General features: G+C 74.1%; 15 protein-coding genes. 10 read left to right on the forward strand and 5 right to left on the reverse strand.

The genetic code is table 11. The features are described 5' to 3' along the window. Positions 1-35 precede the first annotated feature (35 nt). Entirely contained in the window at positions 36-1,133 is a 1,098-nt protein-coding gene (locus tag H1D33_RS03570) for a mandelate racemase/muconate lactonizing enzyme family protein (RefSeq protein ID WP_181569418.1), read from the reverse strand. Between the two features lie 44 nt (positions 1,134-1,177). Here H1D33_RS03570 and H1D33_RS03575 point away from each other — a divergent pair, with 44 nt between their 5' ends. Beyond that, entirely contained in the window at positions 1,178-1,975 is a 798-nt protein-coding gene (locus tag H1D33_RS03575) for a tyrosine-protein phosphatase (RefSeq protein WP_181569417.1), read from the forward strand. Here H1D33_RS03575 and H1D33_RS03580 read toward each other — a convergent pair whose 3' ends face one another. Beyond that, positions 1,976-2,842, reverse strand: a complete 867-nt coding sequence (locus tag H1D33_RS03580; RefSeq protein WP_181569416.1) for a serine hydrolase — start codon at positions 2,840-2,842, stop codon at positions 1,976-1,978. A 74-nt stretch (positions 2,843-2,916) separates the two neighbouring features. Between H1D33_RS03580 and H1D33_RS03585 the strand changes: the two genes are divergently transcribed. Then, the gene (locus tag H1D33_RS03585) at positions 2,917-3,582 is read left to right on the forward strand and encodes a class I SAM-dependent methyltransferase (RefSeq protein WP_181569415.1); all 666 of its coding nucleotides are present in this window, start codon (positions 2,917-2,919) and stop codon (positions 3,580-3,582) included. Positions 3,583-3,723: 141 nt separating this feature from the next. Here H1D33_RS03585 and typA read toward each other — a convergent pair whose 3' ends face one another. After that, complete coding sequence (typA, locus tag H1D33_RS03590; protein WP_181569414.1) at positions 3,724-5,589, reverse strand: translational GTPase TypA; 1,866 nt, start codon at positions 5,587-5,589, stop codon at positions 3,724-3,726. A 131-nt stretch (positions 5,590-5,720) separates the two neighbouring features. Here typA and H1D33_RS03595 point away from each other — a divergent pair, with 131 nt between their 5' ends. Together H1D33_RS03595 and H1D33_RS03600 are read left to right on the forward strand one after the other, a co-directional pair. Further along, positions 5,721-7,229: a DedA family protein gene (locus H1D33_RS03595; protein ID WP_181569413.1), complete on the forward strand. Its 1,509-nt coding sequence runs from the start codon at positions 5,721-5,723 to the stop codon at positions 7,227-7,229. Between the two features lie 48 nt (positions 7,230-7,277). Beyond that, on the forward strand, positions 7,278-8,141 hold the full coding sequence (locus tag H1D33_RS03600) for a transglycosylase SLT domain-containing protein (RefSeq protein ID WP_181569412.1): 864 nt from the start codon (positions 7,278-7,280) through the stop codon (positions 8,139-8,141). A 45-nt stretch (positions 8,142-8,186) separates the two neighbouring features. Here the strand turns inward: H1D33_RS03600 and H1D33_RS03605 are convergent, their stop codons facing one another. After that, positions 8,187-10,322 carry an MMPL family transporter gene (locus tag H1D33_RS03605; RefSeq protein ID WP_181569411.1) on the reverse strand — a complete coding sequence of 712 codons (2,136 nt, stop codon included), beginning with the start codon at positions 10,320-10,322 and terminating at the stop codon, positions 8,187-8,189. Between the two features lie 133 nt (positions 10,323-10,455). Between H1D33_RS03605 and H1D33_RS03610 the strand changes: the two genes are divergently transcribed. The 5 genes from H1D33_RS03610 (at position 10,456) to H1D33_RS03630 (ending at position 15,653) form a co-directional block, all read left to right on the forward strand. After that, positions 10,456-10,971 (forward strand): MarR family winged helix-turn-helix transcriptional regulator, encoded by a 516-nt coding sequence (locus tag H1D33_RS03610; protein WP_181569410.1) that lies wholly within the window; start codon positions 10,456-10,458, stop codon positions 10,969-10,971. Then, positions 10,968-12,626: a CocE/NonD family hydrolase gene (locus tag H1D33_RS03615; RefSeq protein WP_181572923.1), complete on the forward strand. Its 1,659-nt coding sequence runs from the start codon at positions 10,968-10,970 to the stop codon at positions 12,624-12,626. Before H1D33_RS03610 ends, H1D33_RS03615 begins: the two co-directional genes overlap by 4 nt. A 166-nt stretch (positions 12,627-12,792) precedes the next feature. Next, positions 12,793-13,701, forward strand: a complete 909-nt coding sequence (locus tag H1D33_RS03620; protein WP_181569409.1) for a hypothetical protein — start codon at positions 12,793-12,795, stop codon at positions 13,699-13,701. Positions 13,702-13,800: 99 nt separating this feature from the next. Beyond that, the gene (locus H1D33_RS03625; RefSeq protein ID WP_181569408.1) at positions 13,801-14,376 is read left to right on the forward strand and encodes an ArsR/SmtB family transcription factor; all 576 of its coding nucleotides are present in this window, start codon (positions 13,801-13,803) and stop codon (positions 14,374-14,376) included. Beyond that, on the forward strand, positions 14,373-15,653 hold the full coding sequence (locus H1D33_RS03630) for an MFS transporter (RefSeq protein WP_246411709.1): 1,281 nt from the start codon (positions 14,373-14,375) through the stop codon (positions 15,651-15,653). Before H1D33_RS03625 ends, H1D33_RS03630 begins: the two co-directional genes overlap by 4 nt. A 47-nt stretch (positions 15,654-15,700) precedes the next feature. On the opposite strand, the gene H1D33_RS03635 is transcribed toward H1D33_RS03630, so the two are convergent. Continuing rightward, the gene (locus H1D33_RS03635) at positions 15,701-15,904 is read right to left on the reverse strand and encodes a cold-shock protein (RefSeq protein WP_013287480.1); all 204 of its coding nucleotides are present in this window, start codon (positions 15,902-15,904) and stop codon (positions 15,701-15,703) included. A gap of 177 nt (positions 15,905-16,081) precedes the next feature. Here H1D33_RS03635 and H1D33_RS03640 point away from each other — a divergent pair, with 177 nt between their 5' ends. Continuing rightward, positions 16,082-16,756: a class I SAM-dependent methyltransferase gene (locus tag H1D33_RS03640; RefSeq protein ID WP_181569407.1), complete on the forward strand. Its 675-nt coding sequence runs from the start codon at positions 16,082-16,084 to the stop codon at positions 16,754-16,756. Positions 16,757-16,781: the final 25 nt, after the last annotated feature.

Raw genomic sequence — 16,781 nt, forward strand, 5'->3', positions numbered from 1 at the left:
TCTGTGGGCGACCCTATGAAAAAATCCAACGACTCTCAACCGTGGCGCTGAATCTTAGCTTCACTCACGTCGGTGATGCCGAGCCCGGGCGCGTCCGGCAGCAGCACGTGCGCGTCCTCGTACCGGATGCCGCCGGTGACCGGCGACCAGGCGAGCCACCAGGCGGCGTCGAGGTCCGACACGGCGGTGGTGCCGTGCGCGGCGACCAGGCTGGCGGCCGCGCCCACGCCGATCGGTCCCTCCATCATCGAGCCGACGATCGTGCCCATCTCGTGCGCGGCGGCCAGGTCGAGCAGGGTGCGGGCCGCCTGCAGGCCGCCGCACTTGGCGAGCTTCACGTTGACCATGTCGGCCGCCCGGCGGCGGATCACCTCGACCAGGTCACGCACGTCGAACACCGACTCGTCGGCGAGGATCGGCACGTCCACCCGGTCGCTGACCCAGGCCAGCCCGTCCAGGTCGCGGCGGTGCACCGGCTGCTCGACCAGCTCCACGTCGAGGCCGGCGTCGGCGATGCCCCGGATCACCCGGACCGCCTCGCGGGGCGTCCAGCCCTGGTTGGCGTCCAGCCGGATCCGCACGTCCGGGCCGACCGCGGCGCGCACCGAGCGGACCCGGTCCAGGTCGCCGCGGGCGTCGGTGCCGACCTTCAGTTTGAGCACGGTGAAACCCTCGGCGCGCCGCCGGCCGGCCGCCGTGGCCAGGTCGATGGCGTCGCCGGCGGCGAGCGTGACGTCCGTCGGGACGCGCAGCGTGGTGCCGCCGAGCAGCCGCACCAGGGGTACGCCGAGTCGCCGCGCCGCCAGGTCGTGCAGCGCCATGTCGACGGCCGCCTTCGCGGACTCGTTGCCGACCACCGCGCGGCGCACCTGCGCGCACCGGGCCTGGAGGTCGTCGGCGTCGCGGCCGGTCAGCAGCGGCGTGAGCAGTTCGCGGACGCACGCCTCGGCGCCGCCGATCGACGCGCCGGTGACCTGCCAGACCTGCGGGGCCTCGCCGAAGCCCGAGCGGCCGTCGCTGTCGATCACCTCGACGATCAGCGTCTCCACCGTGGTGGTGCTGCGCAGCGCGGTGACGAACGGGGTGTGTAAGGGGGCGGAGAGCCGGTGGGTGCGTACCGCGGCGATCGTCATGTGGGGCACCCTATAGGCAACTGGTGGCGAGCAGGGGAGGGCCGATGACCGGGCGGGACTGGGTGCTGGTGGGGGCGCCGAACGCGCGTGACCTGGGCGGGTTGCCGACCACCGACGGGCGGCGGGTCCGCTCCGGGCGGCTGGTCCGCACCGCGGCACTGGGTCGGCTCACCGACGACGACCTGCCGGTGCTGGGCAAGCTCGATCCGGCGTGCGTGGTGGACCTGCGCGCGGCGCAGGAGCAGGAGGTGGCCCCGCCGGACCGGTTGGTGGGTGAGCCGCGCGTGGTGCACCTGCCGGTCTACGACGCGGCCCACCCGGTGTTCACCTACGTCTCGGCCGTGGTGCAGGGGCACGACCTGGGCGCGTACGCGGAGTTGGCGCGCGAGGGGATGCCGGGGGCGATGACGGCGATCTACCGCTGGTTCGTCACCGGGGAGCCGGCGCGGGCCGGGTTCGGCGAGGCGGTGCGGCTGGCCGCGGACGACGCGAACCTGCCGCTGCTGTTCCACTGCTCGGCCGGCAAGGACCGGACCGGCTGGTTGTCGGTGGTGCTGCTGACCGCGCTGGGGGTGGCGGAGCCGGCGATCCGGGCCGACTACCTGCGGCACAACGAGCTGACCGAGAGCCTGCGCGAGGTGCTGTTGACGGCGATGACGCGGCGGCGGCCGGATCTCGACCCGGCGGTGGCGCGGCCGCTGCTGGAGGTGCGCCCGGAGTACCTGGACGCCGCCTACGACGAGGTGCGCCGGGTGCACGGGTCGTTCGACGCGTACCTGCGCGACGGTCTGGGGGTGACCGACGACGTGCGGGCCGCGTTGCGGGAGCGGTTGCTCGAGTAGTCAGTCGGCCAGCTCGTGCCGGGCGGCCCACACCCGCGCGGAGACGTGCGCGATCAGCCGGCAGGCGTCGTCCTCGACCTGCTCGCCGTCCGCGCCGCCGTCGGCCAGGTCGGTGGTCGTGCACACCACGATCTGGTACGGCGGCGCGTCGTCCGGGAACACCACGCCGGCACCGTGGCGGACGCCGCGTACCCAGCCGTTCTTGTGCGCGATGCGGGTGCCGTCGGGCAGCCCGGCGGCCAGGTCCTCGCGGTGTTCCTGGGCGGTGAGCACGTCGAGCATGGCGGCGCAGCCGGCCGGCGAGGCGAGCGGGCCGGGCCGGGTGGCGCCCCGGGTCAGCTCGCCGAGCAGGGTGGCCAGGTCGGCGGCGGTGACCAGGTTGTCGATGCCGGCGTCGCGGGCGGCGAAGTCCTCGATGCCGCGGCCGGTGACGCTGTGCCGGGCGCCGGCCAGGTCCCACGCCCGCGCCACGGCGGGCAGCCCGACCTGGCCGATGCAGAGGTTGGTGGCCAGGTTGCTGGAGCGGATGATCATCCGTTCGGCGAGCCAGCGCAGCGGCGCGGCGCCGCCGACCCGTTCCCAGACGGCCTCGTCGTTGTCGTAGTCGCGGGCGTTGGTGAAGCGGGGCGCGCCGGGCAGCGCGGAGTCGAAGGAGTTGCGCACCGGGACCGGCGCGTCGAGGTCGAGCCGGCCGGCCTCGGCGGCCCGGTGCAGCGCCACCAGCACGGCGACCTTCATGGTGCTCGCGGCGTAGTGGGTGGCGTCGGCCCGCCGGGTCCAGGTGGGGCGGGCGCCGGGGCGTCCGACGTACGCGGAGACGGTGCCGGGGACCCTGTCCAGGTGCGCGTCGAGTTCGTCCCAGGTCATGCAGGTGACCGTAGCGGATCTTCGCGGCGGGCGCGGGGCTGCGGCGGCACCGTTGCCGGGTCTACCGTGCGGGCATGACGACCCCCCTGTACGACGACATCGCCGACTGGTACGAGGATTACGCCACGGTCGGTTCGGCGACCTACATGGACCGGGTCCGGTCGGTGCTGGCGGAGCTGCTGGGCGACGGTCCGGGGCGCTGCCTGGACCTGTGTTGCGGCACCGGGGCGCACGCCGGGGAGCTGCGCCGGCTGGGCTGGACGCCGGTGGGGGTGGACCTGTCGGGCGGGCAGCTCCGGCACGCCCGGTCCCGGCTGCCGGTGGCCCGCGCGGACGCGACCGCGCTGCCGTTGGCCGACGGCGTGGTGCCGGCCGCGGTCTGCCTGCTGGCGCACACCGACATGCCGGACTATCCGGCGGCGGTCGCGGAGATGGCCCGGGTGTTGGCGCCGGGCGGCCGGTTGGTGCACGTCGGGTTGCATCCGTGCTTCTGCGGCGCGTTCGCCGACCGGTCCGACCAGGGGCGGATCGTGATCGACGGCGGCTACGCCGAGCGCGAGCGCACCGTCCGGTCGTGGAACCCGACCGGCGTGCGGGCCCGGGTGGGGGCCTGGCACCTGCCCCTGGCCGACCTGCTGACCGCCGTGGCCGCCGCCGGCCTGGTCCTCGACCGGGTCGTCGAGTCCGGCTCCGGCCCGATCCCCGACATCCTGGCCCTCGCTGCCACCAAACCCCGCTGACCCCGCACCCTCTGGGCGTCGATCATGAAGTTGGCGGCCGATCTGGAGATCGACTTCGCCGCCAACTTCATGATCGACCAGGGGAAGGGGTGGAGCCCGGTCCGCCGAAGGCGGGCCGGGCTCCGGGTGGGGCGGGGTGGGTCAGCCGGCGTGCTTGCGGCGGGCGGCGGCCCGGCCGCGCTGCTGCTGGTCCAGCACCACCTTGCGGATGCGCACCGCGTTCGGGGTGACCTCGACGCACTCGTCCTCGCGGCAGAACTCCAGCGCCTGCTCCAGTGACAGCTTGCGCGGCGGGATCAGCTTCTCGGTCTCGTCGGACGTGGACGCCCGCATGTTGGTGAGCTTCTTCTCCTTGGTGATGTTGACGTCCATGTCGTCGGAGCGGGAGTTCTCCCCGACGATCATGCCCTCGTACACCTCGGTGGTCGGCTCGACGAAGAGCTGGCCGCGCTCCTGCAGGTTGATCATGGCGAACGAGGTGACCGCGCCGGCCCGGTCGGCGACCAGCGAGCCGTTCTGGCGGGTCCGCAGCTCGCCGAACCACGGCTCGTACGACTCGAAGACGTGGTGCAGGATGCCGGTGCCGCGGGTGTCGGTGAGGAACTCGGTGCGGAAGCCGATCAGGCCGCGCGCCGGGACCAGCCACTCCATCCGGATCCAGCCGGTGCCGTGGTTGACGAGCTGCTCCATCCGGCCCTTGCGGGTGGCCAGGAGCTGGGTGATCGCGCCCAGGTATTCCTCGGGGGAGTCGATGGTCAGCCGCTCGACCGGCTCGCAGGTCTTCCCGTCGATCTCCCGGGTGACCACCTGCGGCTTGCCGACGGTCAGCTCGTAGGACTCGCGGCGCATCTGCTCGACCAGGATGGCCAGCGCCAGCTCGCCCCGGCCCTGCACCTCCCAGGCGTCCGGGCGCTCGGTGGGCAGGACCCGCAGCGAGACGTTGCCGACCAGCTCCTTGTCCAGCCGGTCCTTGACCATCCGGGCGGTGACCTTGGCGCCCTTGACCCGGCCGACCAGCGGCGAGGTGTTGGTGCCGATGGTCATCGAGATGGCCGGCTCGTCCACCGTGATCAGCGGCAGCGGGATCGGGTTCTCGGCGTCGGCGAGCGTCTCGCCGATCATGATCTCCGGGATGCCGGCGACGGCGATGATGTCGCCCGGCCCGGCGGACTCGGCGGGCTTGCGCTCCAGGCCCTCGGTCATCAGCAGCTCGGAGATGCGGACCCGCTGGGTGCTGCCGTCGGTGCGGCACCAGGCCACGGTCTGGCCCTTGCTGATCGTGCCCTGCCGGACCCGGCACAGCGCGAGCCGGCCCAGGAACGGCGAGGCGTCGAGGTTGGTGACGTGCGCCTGCAGCGGCGCGTCCTCCTCGAACGCGGGCGCCGGGATGGTGTCCAGCAGGGTGCGGAACAGCGGCTCCAGGCTGGTGCTGTCGTCCGGGACCGCGCCGTCGGCCGGCTGGGTCAGCGAGGCGATGCCGTCGCGGGCGCAGGCGTAGACGATCGGGAAGTCGATCTGCTCCTCGTCGGCGTCCAGGTCGAGGAAGAGCTCGTAGGTGTCGTCCACGACCTCCTTGATCCGGGCGTCCGGGCGGTCCACCTTGTTGATCACCAGGATGATCGGCATCCGGGCGCGCAGCGCCTTGCGGAGCACGAACCGGGTCTGCGGCAGGGGGCCCTCGCTGGCGTCGACCAGGAGCACCACGCCGTCGACCATGGTCAGGCCGCGCTCGACCTCACCACCGAAGTCGGCGTGGCCGGGGGTGTCGATGATGTTGATGGTGACCGGGTCGCCGTCCGCCGGCAGGTATCGCACGCCGGTGTTCTTGGCGAGGATGGTGATGCCCTTCTCCCGCTCGAGGTCCATCGAGTCCATGACCCGCTCGGTGTCCTCGCCGCGGGCGCCGTAGGCGCCGGCCTGCCGCAACATGGCGTCGACCAGGGTCGTCTTGCCGTGGTCGACGTGGGCGATGATGGCGACGTTGCGGAGGTCGGTGCGAAGCTGCATACCCTCCATACTCCTGTCTGCGGTTGCCGGGGCGCGCCTCGGGGTCACCCCGAGATCGCCCGGATCTGTGTCGAAAGTGCTGGGCCGACCGTTGCAGCGACTGGCATGCTGGCTCCCGTGCGGGGTGCCGAATGCCTGACCTGCTGAGCTGGCTGCAGGGGCTGTCGCCCCTGCTGATCTACCTGGTCGCCGCGACGATCGTCGCGGGCGAGACCGCGGTGATCTTCGGACTGCTGGTGCCGGGCGAGGCGACCCTGCTGCTGGTCGGCTTCCTAGCGTACGCGGGGACGCTACGGCTCGCCCCCGCGCTGCTGGCCATGACGGCCGCCGCCGTGATCGGAGACACACTCGCCTACCGTGCCGGACGGCGGTACGGCCCCCGGTTGCGCGCCTCCGGGCTCGGTGCCCGGCTCGGGTCGCACCGGTGGCGGCGCGCCGAGGAGCTGCTGGACCGCCTCGGTGGGCGGGGCATGCTGGCCGCCCGGTGGATCGCGTTCGCCCGGACGCTGGCGCCCCGGCTGGCCGGCGGCGGCGGGATGCCGTACCGGCGGTTCGCGCCGTGGAACCTGGCCGGGGTGGTGAGCTGGGTCGGCGCCTCGGTGCTGGCCGGCTACCTGGCCGGCGAGTCGTACGAGCGGATGTCGAGGCTGCTGGGGCAGGCCACCGGTGCGGTGCTGGTGCTGCTGGTGTGCCTGCTGGGCGTGGTGCTGGCCGGCCGCTGGCTGGGGCGTAACCCGGATCCGGTGCGGGCGCTGGCGGTCCGCGCCGCCGCGCTCCCGCCGCTGCGTTGGCTGCGGTCCCGCTACGGGGTGCTGTTCTTCCTGGTCGGGATGCGGGTCGGCCCGGTCTGGACGCTGCTGATCAACCTGGCGCTCGGGTTGGCGCTGCTGTTCGTCCTGGGGTTGGGGGTGGCCGCGTTGCTGGCGGCGGTGGTCCGGCACAGCGGTCTCGGGGTGCTCGACGGGCTGGCCGCCGACTGGTTCGCCGCACGGCGTACCCCCGGGGTGGCCGACGCGGCGCTGGCCGCGGTGTCGGTGCTGCGCGGCTGGGTGCTGATCACCGCGGTGGCCGTGGTGGCGGCGGTGGTGGCCCGGCGGCGGCGGCCCTGGCGCGCGGACCTGCTCGGCGTGGTCGGCACGGTCGGTGCGGCCGTGCCGCTGGTGCTGCTGGTGGTGGTCACCGACCTGACCGGTCCGGGTGGCCCGGACCGGGTGCGGGACCTGTTCCCCGGTCAGAACGCGGTGGTGACGGCGAGTTTCGGCACGCTGGCGTGGCTGCTGGCGCGCGGGGCGCGGTGGCCGGTCGCGGTGGCCGTCTGGACGGTCGCCTCGGCGGCTGTGGTCGCGGTCGCCGGGGCCCGGCTCTACCTGGGCTGGAGCACGGTCACCGGCACCGCCTCGTCGGTGCTGCTGGGCGCCGCGTGGACCACCGTGTTCGTGGTCGCCTGGGCGACCCGGGAGCGGGTGGCGGGGGCCGGCGGACCGGTCGGGGCGACCGCCGGCGCCGATCGGCCCGGCCCGGACGCGGGCCGTGACCGGCCGGGCCCGGAGGTCGGGGACGCCGATCCGTCCGGGGCCGGTGGCGCGGAGGGGCCGCCGCGGCCCCGGGAGCGCCGGCCGACGTCGCGGGGACCACGCTGACCCGTCGATGCCTGTTAGGGTGCGCCGACGGAACCACGGGGAGGTCCGATGCGGCGAGGAGTCGGCCGGTTGGCCGCGGCTGCGGTGGTGGCGCTGCTGGCGGCGGGGGCGGTCAGCGGGTGCGGCGGCGAGGAGCCACCGGTTCGCGGGGTGGCCGCGGAACTGCCCACGGCGGCACCGGTCGAGGAGCCGGCCGACGCGCCGGCCGACGCGCCGAGCGAGGAGCCGGCCGGGGTCGAGGCGATGGGCGGGCGGCCCAGCCCGTCGGCGAGCGCGAAGCCCCGGCCGAAGCCGTCGCGCACGTCCACCGCGCCGCTGGCCGAGCCGAAGCCGCCGACCGAGACCCGGGTGCCGCCGGCGCCGAAGCCGCCGGCCGCCGGCTGCAAGCCGAGCTACCGGGGCACCGAGGCGAGCCGGAGTGCGGTGAAGAAGGCGTTGACCGACGCGGCGGGGCGCACCTACTGGCCCACCTCGGCGCCGGACATCCGCATCCCGTCGGCGCTGATGAAGGCCACCGCCTGGCAGGAGAGCGGCTGGCAGTCCAACATCTACGCCTGCGACACCGGCGTCGGGCTGATGCAGGTCATGCCGGCCACCGCGGAGTGGATGAACCAGCGGTTCGAGCAGTCGTACGACATCGACGACTATCGTGACAACGCCTACCTGGGCGGCACCTACCTGGCATGGCTGACCAAGTACATCGGCGACATGTACTTCGAGTCGGACTACCGGCTCGACGCCTCGCTGTGCACGGCCAAGTTGAATTCCTGCCTGCTGAACGCGGTGATCTCGGCGTACAACTTCGGGCACGCCGCGGTGGCCCAGAAGGGGAAGCCGCTGGACATCCCCAACCCGCAGTACGTCTACAACGTGCGTGAGCTGATGACCGGCTGCGAGTGCCTCGCGTTCTGACCGGACCGGCCGGGGGCGGTGACACGCCGCCCCCGGCCGACGGGGTCAGTCCCGCGCGGTGACCGGCTCGGCCGGCACGTCGGCCGCCTCGGCGGGCGCGTCGGGCTCGCGGGTGATCTTTCCGGGCCACCAGAACCGGTCGCCGAGCAGGAACGCCAGCGACGGCACCAGGACGGTGCGCACCAGCAGCGTGTCCAGCAGCACGCCGACGCAGACGATGATCCCGATCTGGGTGAGCGTGATCAGCGGCAGCACGCCCAGCACCGCGAAGACCGCGGCCAGCAGCACGCCGGCGCTGGTGATGACGCCGCCGGTGACCCGCAGCGCCGACAGCATGCCGTCGCGGGTGCCGGTGCGGCGGGCGTCCTCCCGGGCCCGGGTGACCAGGAAGATGTTGTAGTCCACGCCGAGCGCGACCAGGAACACGAAGGCCAGCAGCAGCACGCCGCTGTCCAGCGCCGGGAAGTCCAGCACGTGGTCGAAGATCAGCCAGGCCGCGCCGAGGCTGGCGAAGAACGACGCGATCACGGTCAGCACCAGCAGCAGCGGGGCGAGCAGGCCGCGCAGCAGCAGCACCAACACGGCGCCGACGAGCAGCAGGATGATCGGCAGGATCAGCCGCAGGTCCTTGGTGTTGGCCTGGGTCGAGTCGTAGGTGGCGGCGACGGTGCCGCCGACCAGGGCGCCGTCGGGGGCGTCGGCGCCGTCGACGGTGGGTGGCGCGGAGTCCGGTACGGCGGCGACCGCGTCGCGCAGGGCCACGACCGCGCGGTCGGAGGCGGCGGTGCCGGGTTCGGCGGTGAGCACCACGTCGACCTGGGCGATCCGGTCGCCGGCGGTGCTGGGTCGGGCCGAGGCGACGCCGTCGACGGCGGTGGCGGCGGCGAGCACCGCGGGGGCGGCCTGCGGGTTGGTGAGCACGGCGACCGGCTGGGTGCTGCCGGCCGGGAACGCCCGCGCGAGGGTCTCCGCGCCGGTGACCGCCTCGGGGCGCTCCCGGAACTGCTCGGTCTCGGACAGGCCGGTGCGGATGCCCAGGCCGCCGAGCGCGAGGCCGGCGAGGAGCAGGGTGGACAGCACCGCCACCGGCAGCGGCCGGCGGACGACCAGCTCGCCGAGGCGGCCCCAGAGCCGGCCCTCGCGGGCGGCGCTGCCCACCCGGGGGACGAACGGCCAGAACAGGCCGCGGCCGAAGAGCACCAGCGCGGCGGGGAGCACGAACAGGGCGGAGAGCATGGCGAAGACGACGCCGATGGCGCACGCGACCGCGAGCGCCCGGTTGGTCTCCTGCTCCGAGAGCAGCAGCGTGAGCACGCCGAGCACGACGGTGCCGCCGCTGGCCAGGATCGGCTCGGCGGTGCGGCGCAGGGCCGCCCGCATGGCGGTGAACCGGTTCTCCTCGCGGCGCAGTTCCTCACGGTAGCGGGCGATGAGCAGCAGCGCGTAGTCGGTGGCGGCGCCGAAGACGAGCACGCTGGCGATGCCGGTGACCTGGCCGCTGGGCAGGTAGATCCCCAGCGCGGGCACGACGGTCTCCACCGTGCGCAGGGTGAACTGCTCGGCGGCGGCGACCACCAGCAGCGGCACGAGCCACAGGAACGGGCTGCGGTAGGTGACGAGCAGCAGCAGCGCGACGACCGCGGCGGTGACCAGCAGCAGCGTGGTGTCGGCGCCCTGGAACACCTTGCTCAGGTCGGCGGTGAAGGCGGGCCCGCCGGTGACCTCGACGGTCAGGTCGTCGGGCAGGTCGGCCACGGCGTCGCGCACCTTGACCACCTCGTCGACCACGGCCTGCTGGTCGCCGGCGGTGGACAGCGGCACCGCGACCAGGGCCACCGTGCCGTCCGGGGAGAGCTGGGCCGGGGCGACCCGGCCGCCGACGGCGAGCGCGCCGAGCTTGCCGGCCGCGCCGTCGAGCGCGCTGCGGTCGGCGGTGCTCAGCGGGGCCCGGTCGGCGCGGCTGACCACCACCAGCGCGGGCTGGGTGTCGCGGGAGGGTAGCTGGTCCTGGAGCCGCTCGACCTGGGTCGACTGCCACTGCACGGACAGTCCGGTGGCGGAGACCGGTTGGGGGTTGTCCGGCGTGGGTAGACCGAAGACGACCGCGCCGACGACGATGGCGGCGACCACGGTGAGCCAGGCGGCCAACCGGCCCCGGGCGACGCGGGTGAACAGAGACATCTTCAGGCCTCACATGCCTTGGGGCGAACGATTCTCGCTAGCCGAGTATCTTGATGAGCGAGATTATCCGGGAAGGCTCTATGCTGCAACCGGACCGGGCAGGGGGTGGCGGCGAGCGGTGACGGGGCATGGCATGTACCGGCGACGGGACGACCCGCGGGGGCGCCTGGTCGCCGAGATCACCAACGACCTGCGTCGCTACTCGGCGGACGCGCAGCACGTCGGGCACGCGTTCGCCGGCCTGCACGGGCTCAACCCGACCGACCTGCAGGCGCTGATCGCGGTGATGGAGGCCGAGCTGGTGGGTGACCCGATCACCCCCGGACGGCTCGGCGACGTGCTCAACCTCTCGTCCGGTTCGGTCACCGCGCTCGTCGATCGGCTGGAGCGCGCGGGCCACATCCGCCGCGACCGGGACACCGCCGACCGCCGCAAGATCCTGCTGCACTACGCCGACCGGGGCGCCACCCTGGCGCAGAGCTTCTTCGGCCCGCTGGGCCGGCGCACCGACGCGGTGATGGACCGGTTCACCGACGAGGAACTCGCCGTGGTGCACCGGTTCATGGGCGAGATGGTGCACAGCATGCGGGCGCACCGCGACGAGGTGCGCGCCGCCCGCGTCACCGCCGAACCGTCCGGCGACCGCTGACCGTGCGGCTGGTCACCCGGCTCGCCGCGGCGGCGCTGCGGCTGCCCGCCGCCCGCACCGGCCGGGTCACCGTCACCCGCAACCTTCCGGTCCGGGTCCGCGACGGGACCACCCTGCGCACCGACCACTACGCGCCCGACCTGCCCGGCGCGCCCTGCGTGCTGATCCGCACCCCGTACGGGCGGGGTGGGCCGATCCGGCTGCTCGGCCGGCTGGTCGCCGAGCGCGGCTTCCACGTGGTGATCCAGTCCTGCCGCGGCACGTACGGCTCCGGGGGCGAGTTCGCCCCGCTGGTGCACGAGCGCGACGACGGCCTGGACACCCTCGACTGGCTGCGCCGCCAGCGGTGGTGGACCGGCGCGTTCGGCATGTTCGGCGCCAGCTACCAGGGTTTCGTGCAGTGGGCGGTGGCCGCCGAGGCCGGCGACGAGCTGCGCGCGATGGTCGCGGTGGTGACCGCCTCGGGCACCCGCGACTCGACGTACGCGGGGGAGTCGTTCGCGCTGGACACGGTGCTCACCTGGGCCGAGCTGCTGCAGGCGCAGACCGTGCCCTGGCTGGCCCGGCAGTGGGAGCTGAAGCGGGGCCAGCCCCGGCTGGTACGGGCGTTGACGCACCTGCCGCTGGCCGAGGCGGACCGGGTCGCCACCGGCGTGACGGTGCCGTTCTTCCAGGAGTGGCTGCGCCACCACACCCCGGGCGCCGACTACTGGCGGGCCCGGGTCTTCGGCGAGCGGATCGACGAGGTGCGCGCGCCGGTCGCCATGGTCAGCGGCTGGCAGGACATCTTCCTGCCGGCCCAGCTCGACGACTACGCCCGGCTGCGGGCCGCCGGCGCCCGCCCGAGGTTGACCGTCGGCCCGTGGACGCACGGCAGCCCCGGGCTGCTGGTCGCGTCGCTGCGGGAGGGGCTGGACTGGTTCGCCGAGCACCTGGCCGACGGCCCGGCGTCGGAGCGCGCCCCGGTCCGGGTGCACGTCGGCGGCGTCGGGGGCGGCTGGCGGGACCTGCCGGACTGGCCGCCGCCGGCCGCGGCGACGCGCTGGCACCTGCAACCCGACGGTGGCCTCGACCCCGCGCCGCCGGCCGGCGGCGGACCGGACCGGATCCGGTACGACCCGGCCGACCCGACCCCGTCGCTGGGCGGGCCGCTGCTGGTTGCCCAGCGGGCGGGCGCGGTGGACAACCGCCCGGTGGAGTCCCGCCCGGACGTGCTGACCTACACCACCGAGCCGCTGCGCGAGCCGGTGGAGGTGATCGGGCCGGTGCACGCCGAGATCCACCTGCGCAGCGAGCTGTCCTACCTGGACGTGTTCGTGCGGCTGTGCGACGTGGACCGGGGCGGGCGCTCGTGGAACGTGTGCGACGGCCTGGTCCGGGTCGAGCCGGGACGGTTCCCGGCCGACGGCTCCGGCGTGCTCCGGGTGCCGGTCGCGCTGTGGCCGGCCGCCCACCGGTTCGCGCCCGGGCACCGGTTGCGGCTGCAGGTCTCCGGCGGCGCCCACCCGCGGTACGCGCGCAATCCCGGCACTGGCGAGCCGCTCGGCACTGCCGTCACACTGCGTGCCGGTTGGCGGGAGGTGCTGCACGACCGCGCGCACCCGTCGGCGGTGCTGCTGCCGCTCGCGAAGGCGTCGTCCACACCGGGTAGATAATCGTAAATCTTGGCCTTGACCTGGGCATTTCCTCTAACCGGGGATAGTCTTCAGGCAAGTGCCCGTTGTCGTGCAGTCATCCGGTAGGGGCGCGTCCGCAGATCTCACCTCATCACGCGTCGTGACTGCAGTGCCCGTACCGACGATCGATCGGAGGGGATCTGCCATGACGTCGGCCCCGGCAAACCTGCTGGCCGTCCGCACCCTGTTACTCGCCTACCTCAACGTCGACAAGAACGTCGTCCGGGACGCCGACCTCGAGCCGGCCGAGGTCGGCATCGTCGGTGATCCCAGCCACCGGGGCGGCTACCACTGCGGCTCGGACCGGGTGGTCACCAACGACTACTCGGTGGTGGAGTCCACCCGGGACCGCTCCGGGTTGACGCTGTACGCGTCCGCACTGGACGTCGGCACGTTCTCGGTCCGCTCCGGCGGTGCCACGCACACGCTGCGCACGTTCTCCACCTGGCTGGTGGCGCAGTGCGCGGCGAACGCGGCGGACTCCCGGGACATCCGGGAGGTCATCTACTCCGCGGACGGCCGGACCGTGCGGCGGTGGGACCGGCTGGGCCGGCGTACCGGCGGGGACAGCAGCCACCTGTACCACACGCACATCAGCTTCTTCCGCGACTCGACCAAGGCGGGCCGGGACCAGACCCCGCTGTTTCGCCGCTACCTCACCGCGATCGGCCTGATCGCCCCACCGAAACCGGAGCCCGAGATGGAACAGACCGACAAACTCGTCCGCGACACCGGCTCGTCCAGTCGTACGGTCGGTGACGTCCTCGCCGACCTGCAGAACCTGCGCAACTGGCTGATCTCGCCGGCCAACACCACCGGGCTGATCACGCAGCCGGCGGCGGACTCGCCGCTGCGTCAGATGTTGGCGATGCTGCAGGGCTGGCCCGCGCTGGTGGCCCAGGTGAACGCGTTGTCCGGCAAGGACTTCACGGACGAGCAACAGATCATCACGGGCGTCCTGGCCGGATTGCCGCCGGAGAAGATCGCGGCAGCGATCCCGCCACAGATCGCCCGCAACGTCGCCGACGAGTTGTCCCGGCGGCTCACGGCCTGATCCGCCCGCGCCGCGACGACTGCAGCGTCGCGGCGCCGGGACAGCGAGTTTCGCAACGACTGTTGCGCAACGCCTCTTGCTAATGCCAGACTCGGCCGCATGGATCAGCCGACGGTCAGACAGGTCACCGACAGCCGGGTGCTCGCCGCGCTCGCCCACCCGCTCCGCCGCCGCCTCATGGACGTGCTCAAGGTCTACGGCCCGTGCACCGTGGGCATGCTCGCCGAACGCACCGACCAGGCGCCGGCGAACGTCAGCCACCACCTCAAGGTGCTGGCCGCCGCCGACCTGCTCGTCGAGGCGCCCGAGCTGGCCCGCGACCGCCGCGAGCGCTGGTGGAAGCCCCGCAACCGGGGGGTGCGCTGGTCCCACACCGACTTCGACGACGACCCGTCCGCCCGGGTGGTGGCCGACGCGGCCAGCTCGCTCAACCTGGAGCGCCACGCCGAGCTGGTGCGGGCCTGGCACGCCGCTCCCGAGGAGGCCCACGTCGCCTGGGGCGACGGACCGTTCAGCACCGACCACTGGCTGCACCTGACCCCGGACGAGCTGACCGAGCTCAGCCGCGAGGTGATCGCGCTGCTCATGCGCTGGGCGGACCGCGCCACCCCCGACGACGGGCAGACCCGTGAGCCGGTTTTCGTGTTCGCCCACGGCGTCCCGGGCCGGCCGTGACCGCCCCGGCCGGCGCGCCCGCGCCGCCCGCCATGGCGCCGCAGGGTGGGCTGTTCCGGCACCGCGACTTCCGGCTGCTCTGGACCGGCCACACGATCAGCGCGGTGGGCAGCAACATGACCACCGTGGCGTTGCCGCTGGTCGCCGTGGCGGTGCTGGACGCCAGCACGTTCCAGGTGGCGGTGCTCACCGCCGCGGCCTGGCTGCCCTGGCTGCTCGCCGGCCTGCCGGTCGGCGCCTGGGTCGACCGGGTCCGCCGCCGGCCGGTGATGATCGCCGCCGACCTGTGCGCCGCCGCGTTGTTCGCCAGCGTGCCGGTGGCCGCCCTGCTGGACCTGCTCACCGTCGGGCACCTGCTGGTCGTGGCGCTCGGCGCCGGCCTGGCCCGGGTCTTCTTCGAGACCGCCGACCAGGTCTACCTGCCCACCCTGCTGCCGCCCGAACAGGTTCCGCCGGCCAACTCCCGGCTGCACGCCACCCAGACCGCGAGCTACCTGCTCGGCCCCGGGCTGGCCGGCCTGATCGCCCAACTCGCCGGCGCGGTGACCGCGGTGGCGCTGGACGCGGTGAGCTTCCTGGCGTCGGCGCTGTGCCTGCACCGCATCCGGGCGGTCGAACCCCGGCCGCACCGCCCCTCCGCGACCGCGTCGATGCGCCGGGAGGTCGTCGACGGGCTGCGCTTCGTCACCCGGGATCCGTACCTGCGGGTGCTGACGGTCTTCGGCGCGGCCAGCAACATCGGGCTCACCGGCTACCAGGCGGTGCTGGTGGTCTTCCTGGTCCGCTCGGCCGACCTGCCGGCCGGGCTGGTCGGCCTCCTGATCGGACTGGCCAGCCTCGGCGGGGTGCTCGGCGCGGCGCTCGCCGCCCGGCTGGCCCGCCGGGTCGGCACCGCCCGCGCGCTGCTGGTCGCCGGCGCGCTGACCGGCCCGCCCGCGCTGCTCATCCCGCTCGCCGGCCCCGGCGCCCGGACGGCCTGGCTGGTGCTCGGCGGCACGCTGGTGAGCCTGGGCGTCGCGATCGGCAACGTGGTCAAGGGGAGCTTCCGGCAGACCTACACGCCGCACCGGCTGCTCGGCCGGGTCACCGTGAGCATGCAGTTGCTCAACTACGGCACCATCCCGCTCGCCGCGCTGGCGGCCGGCGCGCTGGGCGCGGCGTGGGGGCCGGCCGGGGCGATCCGGGTGATGACCGCCTGGCTGGCGCTGACCCCGCTGCTGCTGCTGGTCGGGCCGCTACGCCGGCGGCGGGACCTGCCGGCGGCACCCGCCGGATAGCGCGCTGCGGCGGCGGTCGGGATCCGACCGCCGCCACCGGCACATCGTCACATCGGACGAACGTTGTCCGCCTGCGGGCCCTTCTGGCCCTGCGTCACCTCGAACTCGACCTTCTGGCCCTCGTTCAGCTCGCGGTAGCCACTGCTCTGGATGGCCGAGTAGTGGACGAACACGTCCGGGCCTCCGCCGTCCTGCTCGATGAAGCCGAAGCCCTTTTCCGAGTTGAACCACTTGACCGTGCCGGTTGCCATGCGTCTCTCCCTGTTCAATGCGGGTGAGCACCGGCCCGCGGCCGGTGATCGCCCTGTACCAGTCCGACAGTAACCGCCCGGACCCGGATCCGCTGGCGGAAGTGCCGGCGTGGCTCGCGAATACCTAGGCGCCGGAAATGCCACCGTCGGTGGCCGGGGCGCGGCATGCTTGCCCCGATGAGCACTCCGACGGCGCTGACCGACCTGCAACGGGAGATCACGACGCCCGGGGTGGGCCCGGACCGGCTGCGACTGATGGCCGCGCCGTTCGTGCCCGAGGTGCGGTTGCACCTGGCCGAGGACGCGATCCTGTGGTGGGCGCGGATGGAGGCCGCCGCCGGCCGGTCGCTCCCACCGCCGTACTGGGCGTCCGTCTGGGCCGGCGGGCAGGCGCTGGCCCGGCACCTGCTCGACCACCCCGAACTCGCCGCCGGGCGGCGCGTGCTCGACCTGGCCGCCGGCTCGGGGCTGGTGGCCGTCGCCGCCGCGCTGGCCGGCGCCGCCGACGTGGTGGCCAACGACGTCGACCCGTACGCGCTGGCCGCCGTGACCGTCAACGCCCGGGCGAACCGGGTCCGGGTGACCGCCGACGGCGACGACCTGCTCGACGGCGTGGCGGACGTCGACCTGCTGGTGGCCGGCGACGTCCTCTACGACGCGGACCTGGCCGCCCGGGTCCTGCCCTACCTGCGGCGCTGCGCCGACCGGGGCGTCGAGGTGCTCCTCGGCGACCCGGACCGGGGCCACCTGCCGCCGGACGGGCTGGAGCTGGTGGCCAGCTACCCGGTGCCGACCACCGAGCCGGCCGTCGACTCCCCGGTACGCCGGGTGCAGGTGCTGCGCCCCCGCTGACTCTCGGGGATCCTCCGGAGGCGAC

This window comes from Micromonospora ferruginea (assembly GCF_013694245.2).
Lineage (GTDB): Bacteria > Actinomycetota > Actinomycetes > Mycobacteriales > Micromonosporaceae > Micromonospora > Micromonospora robiginosa.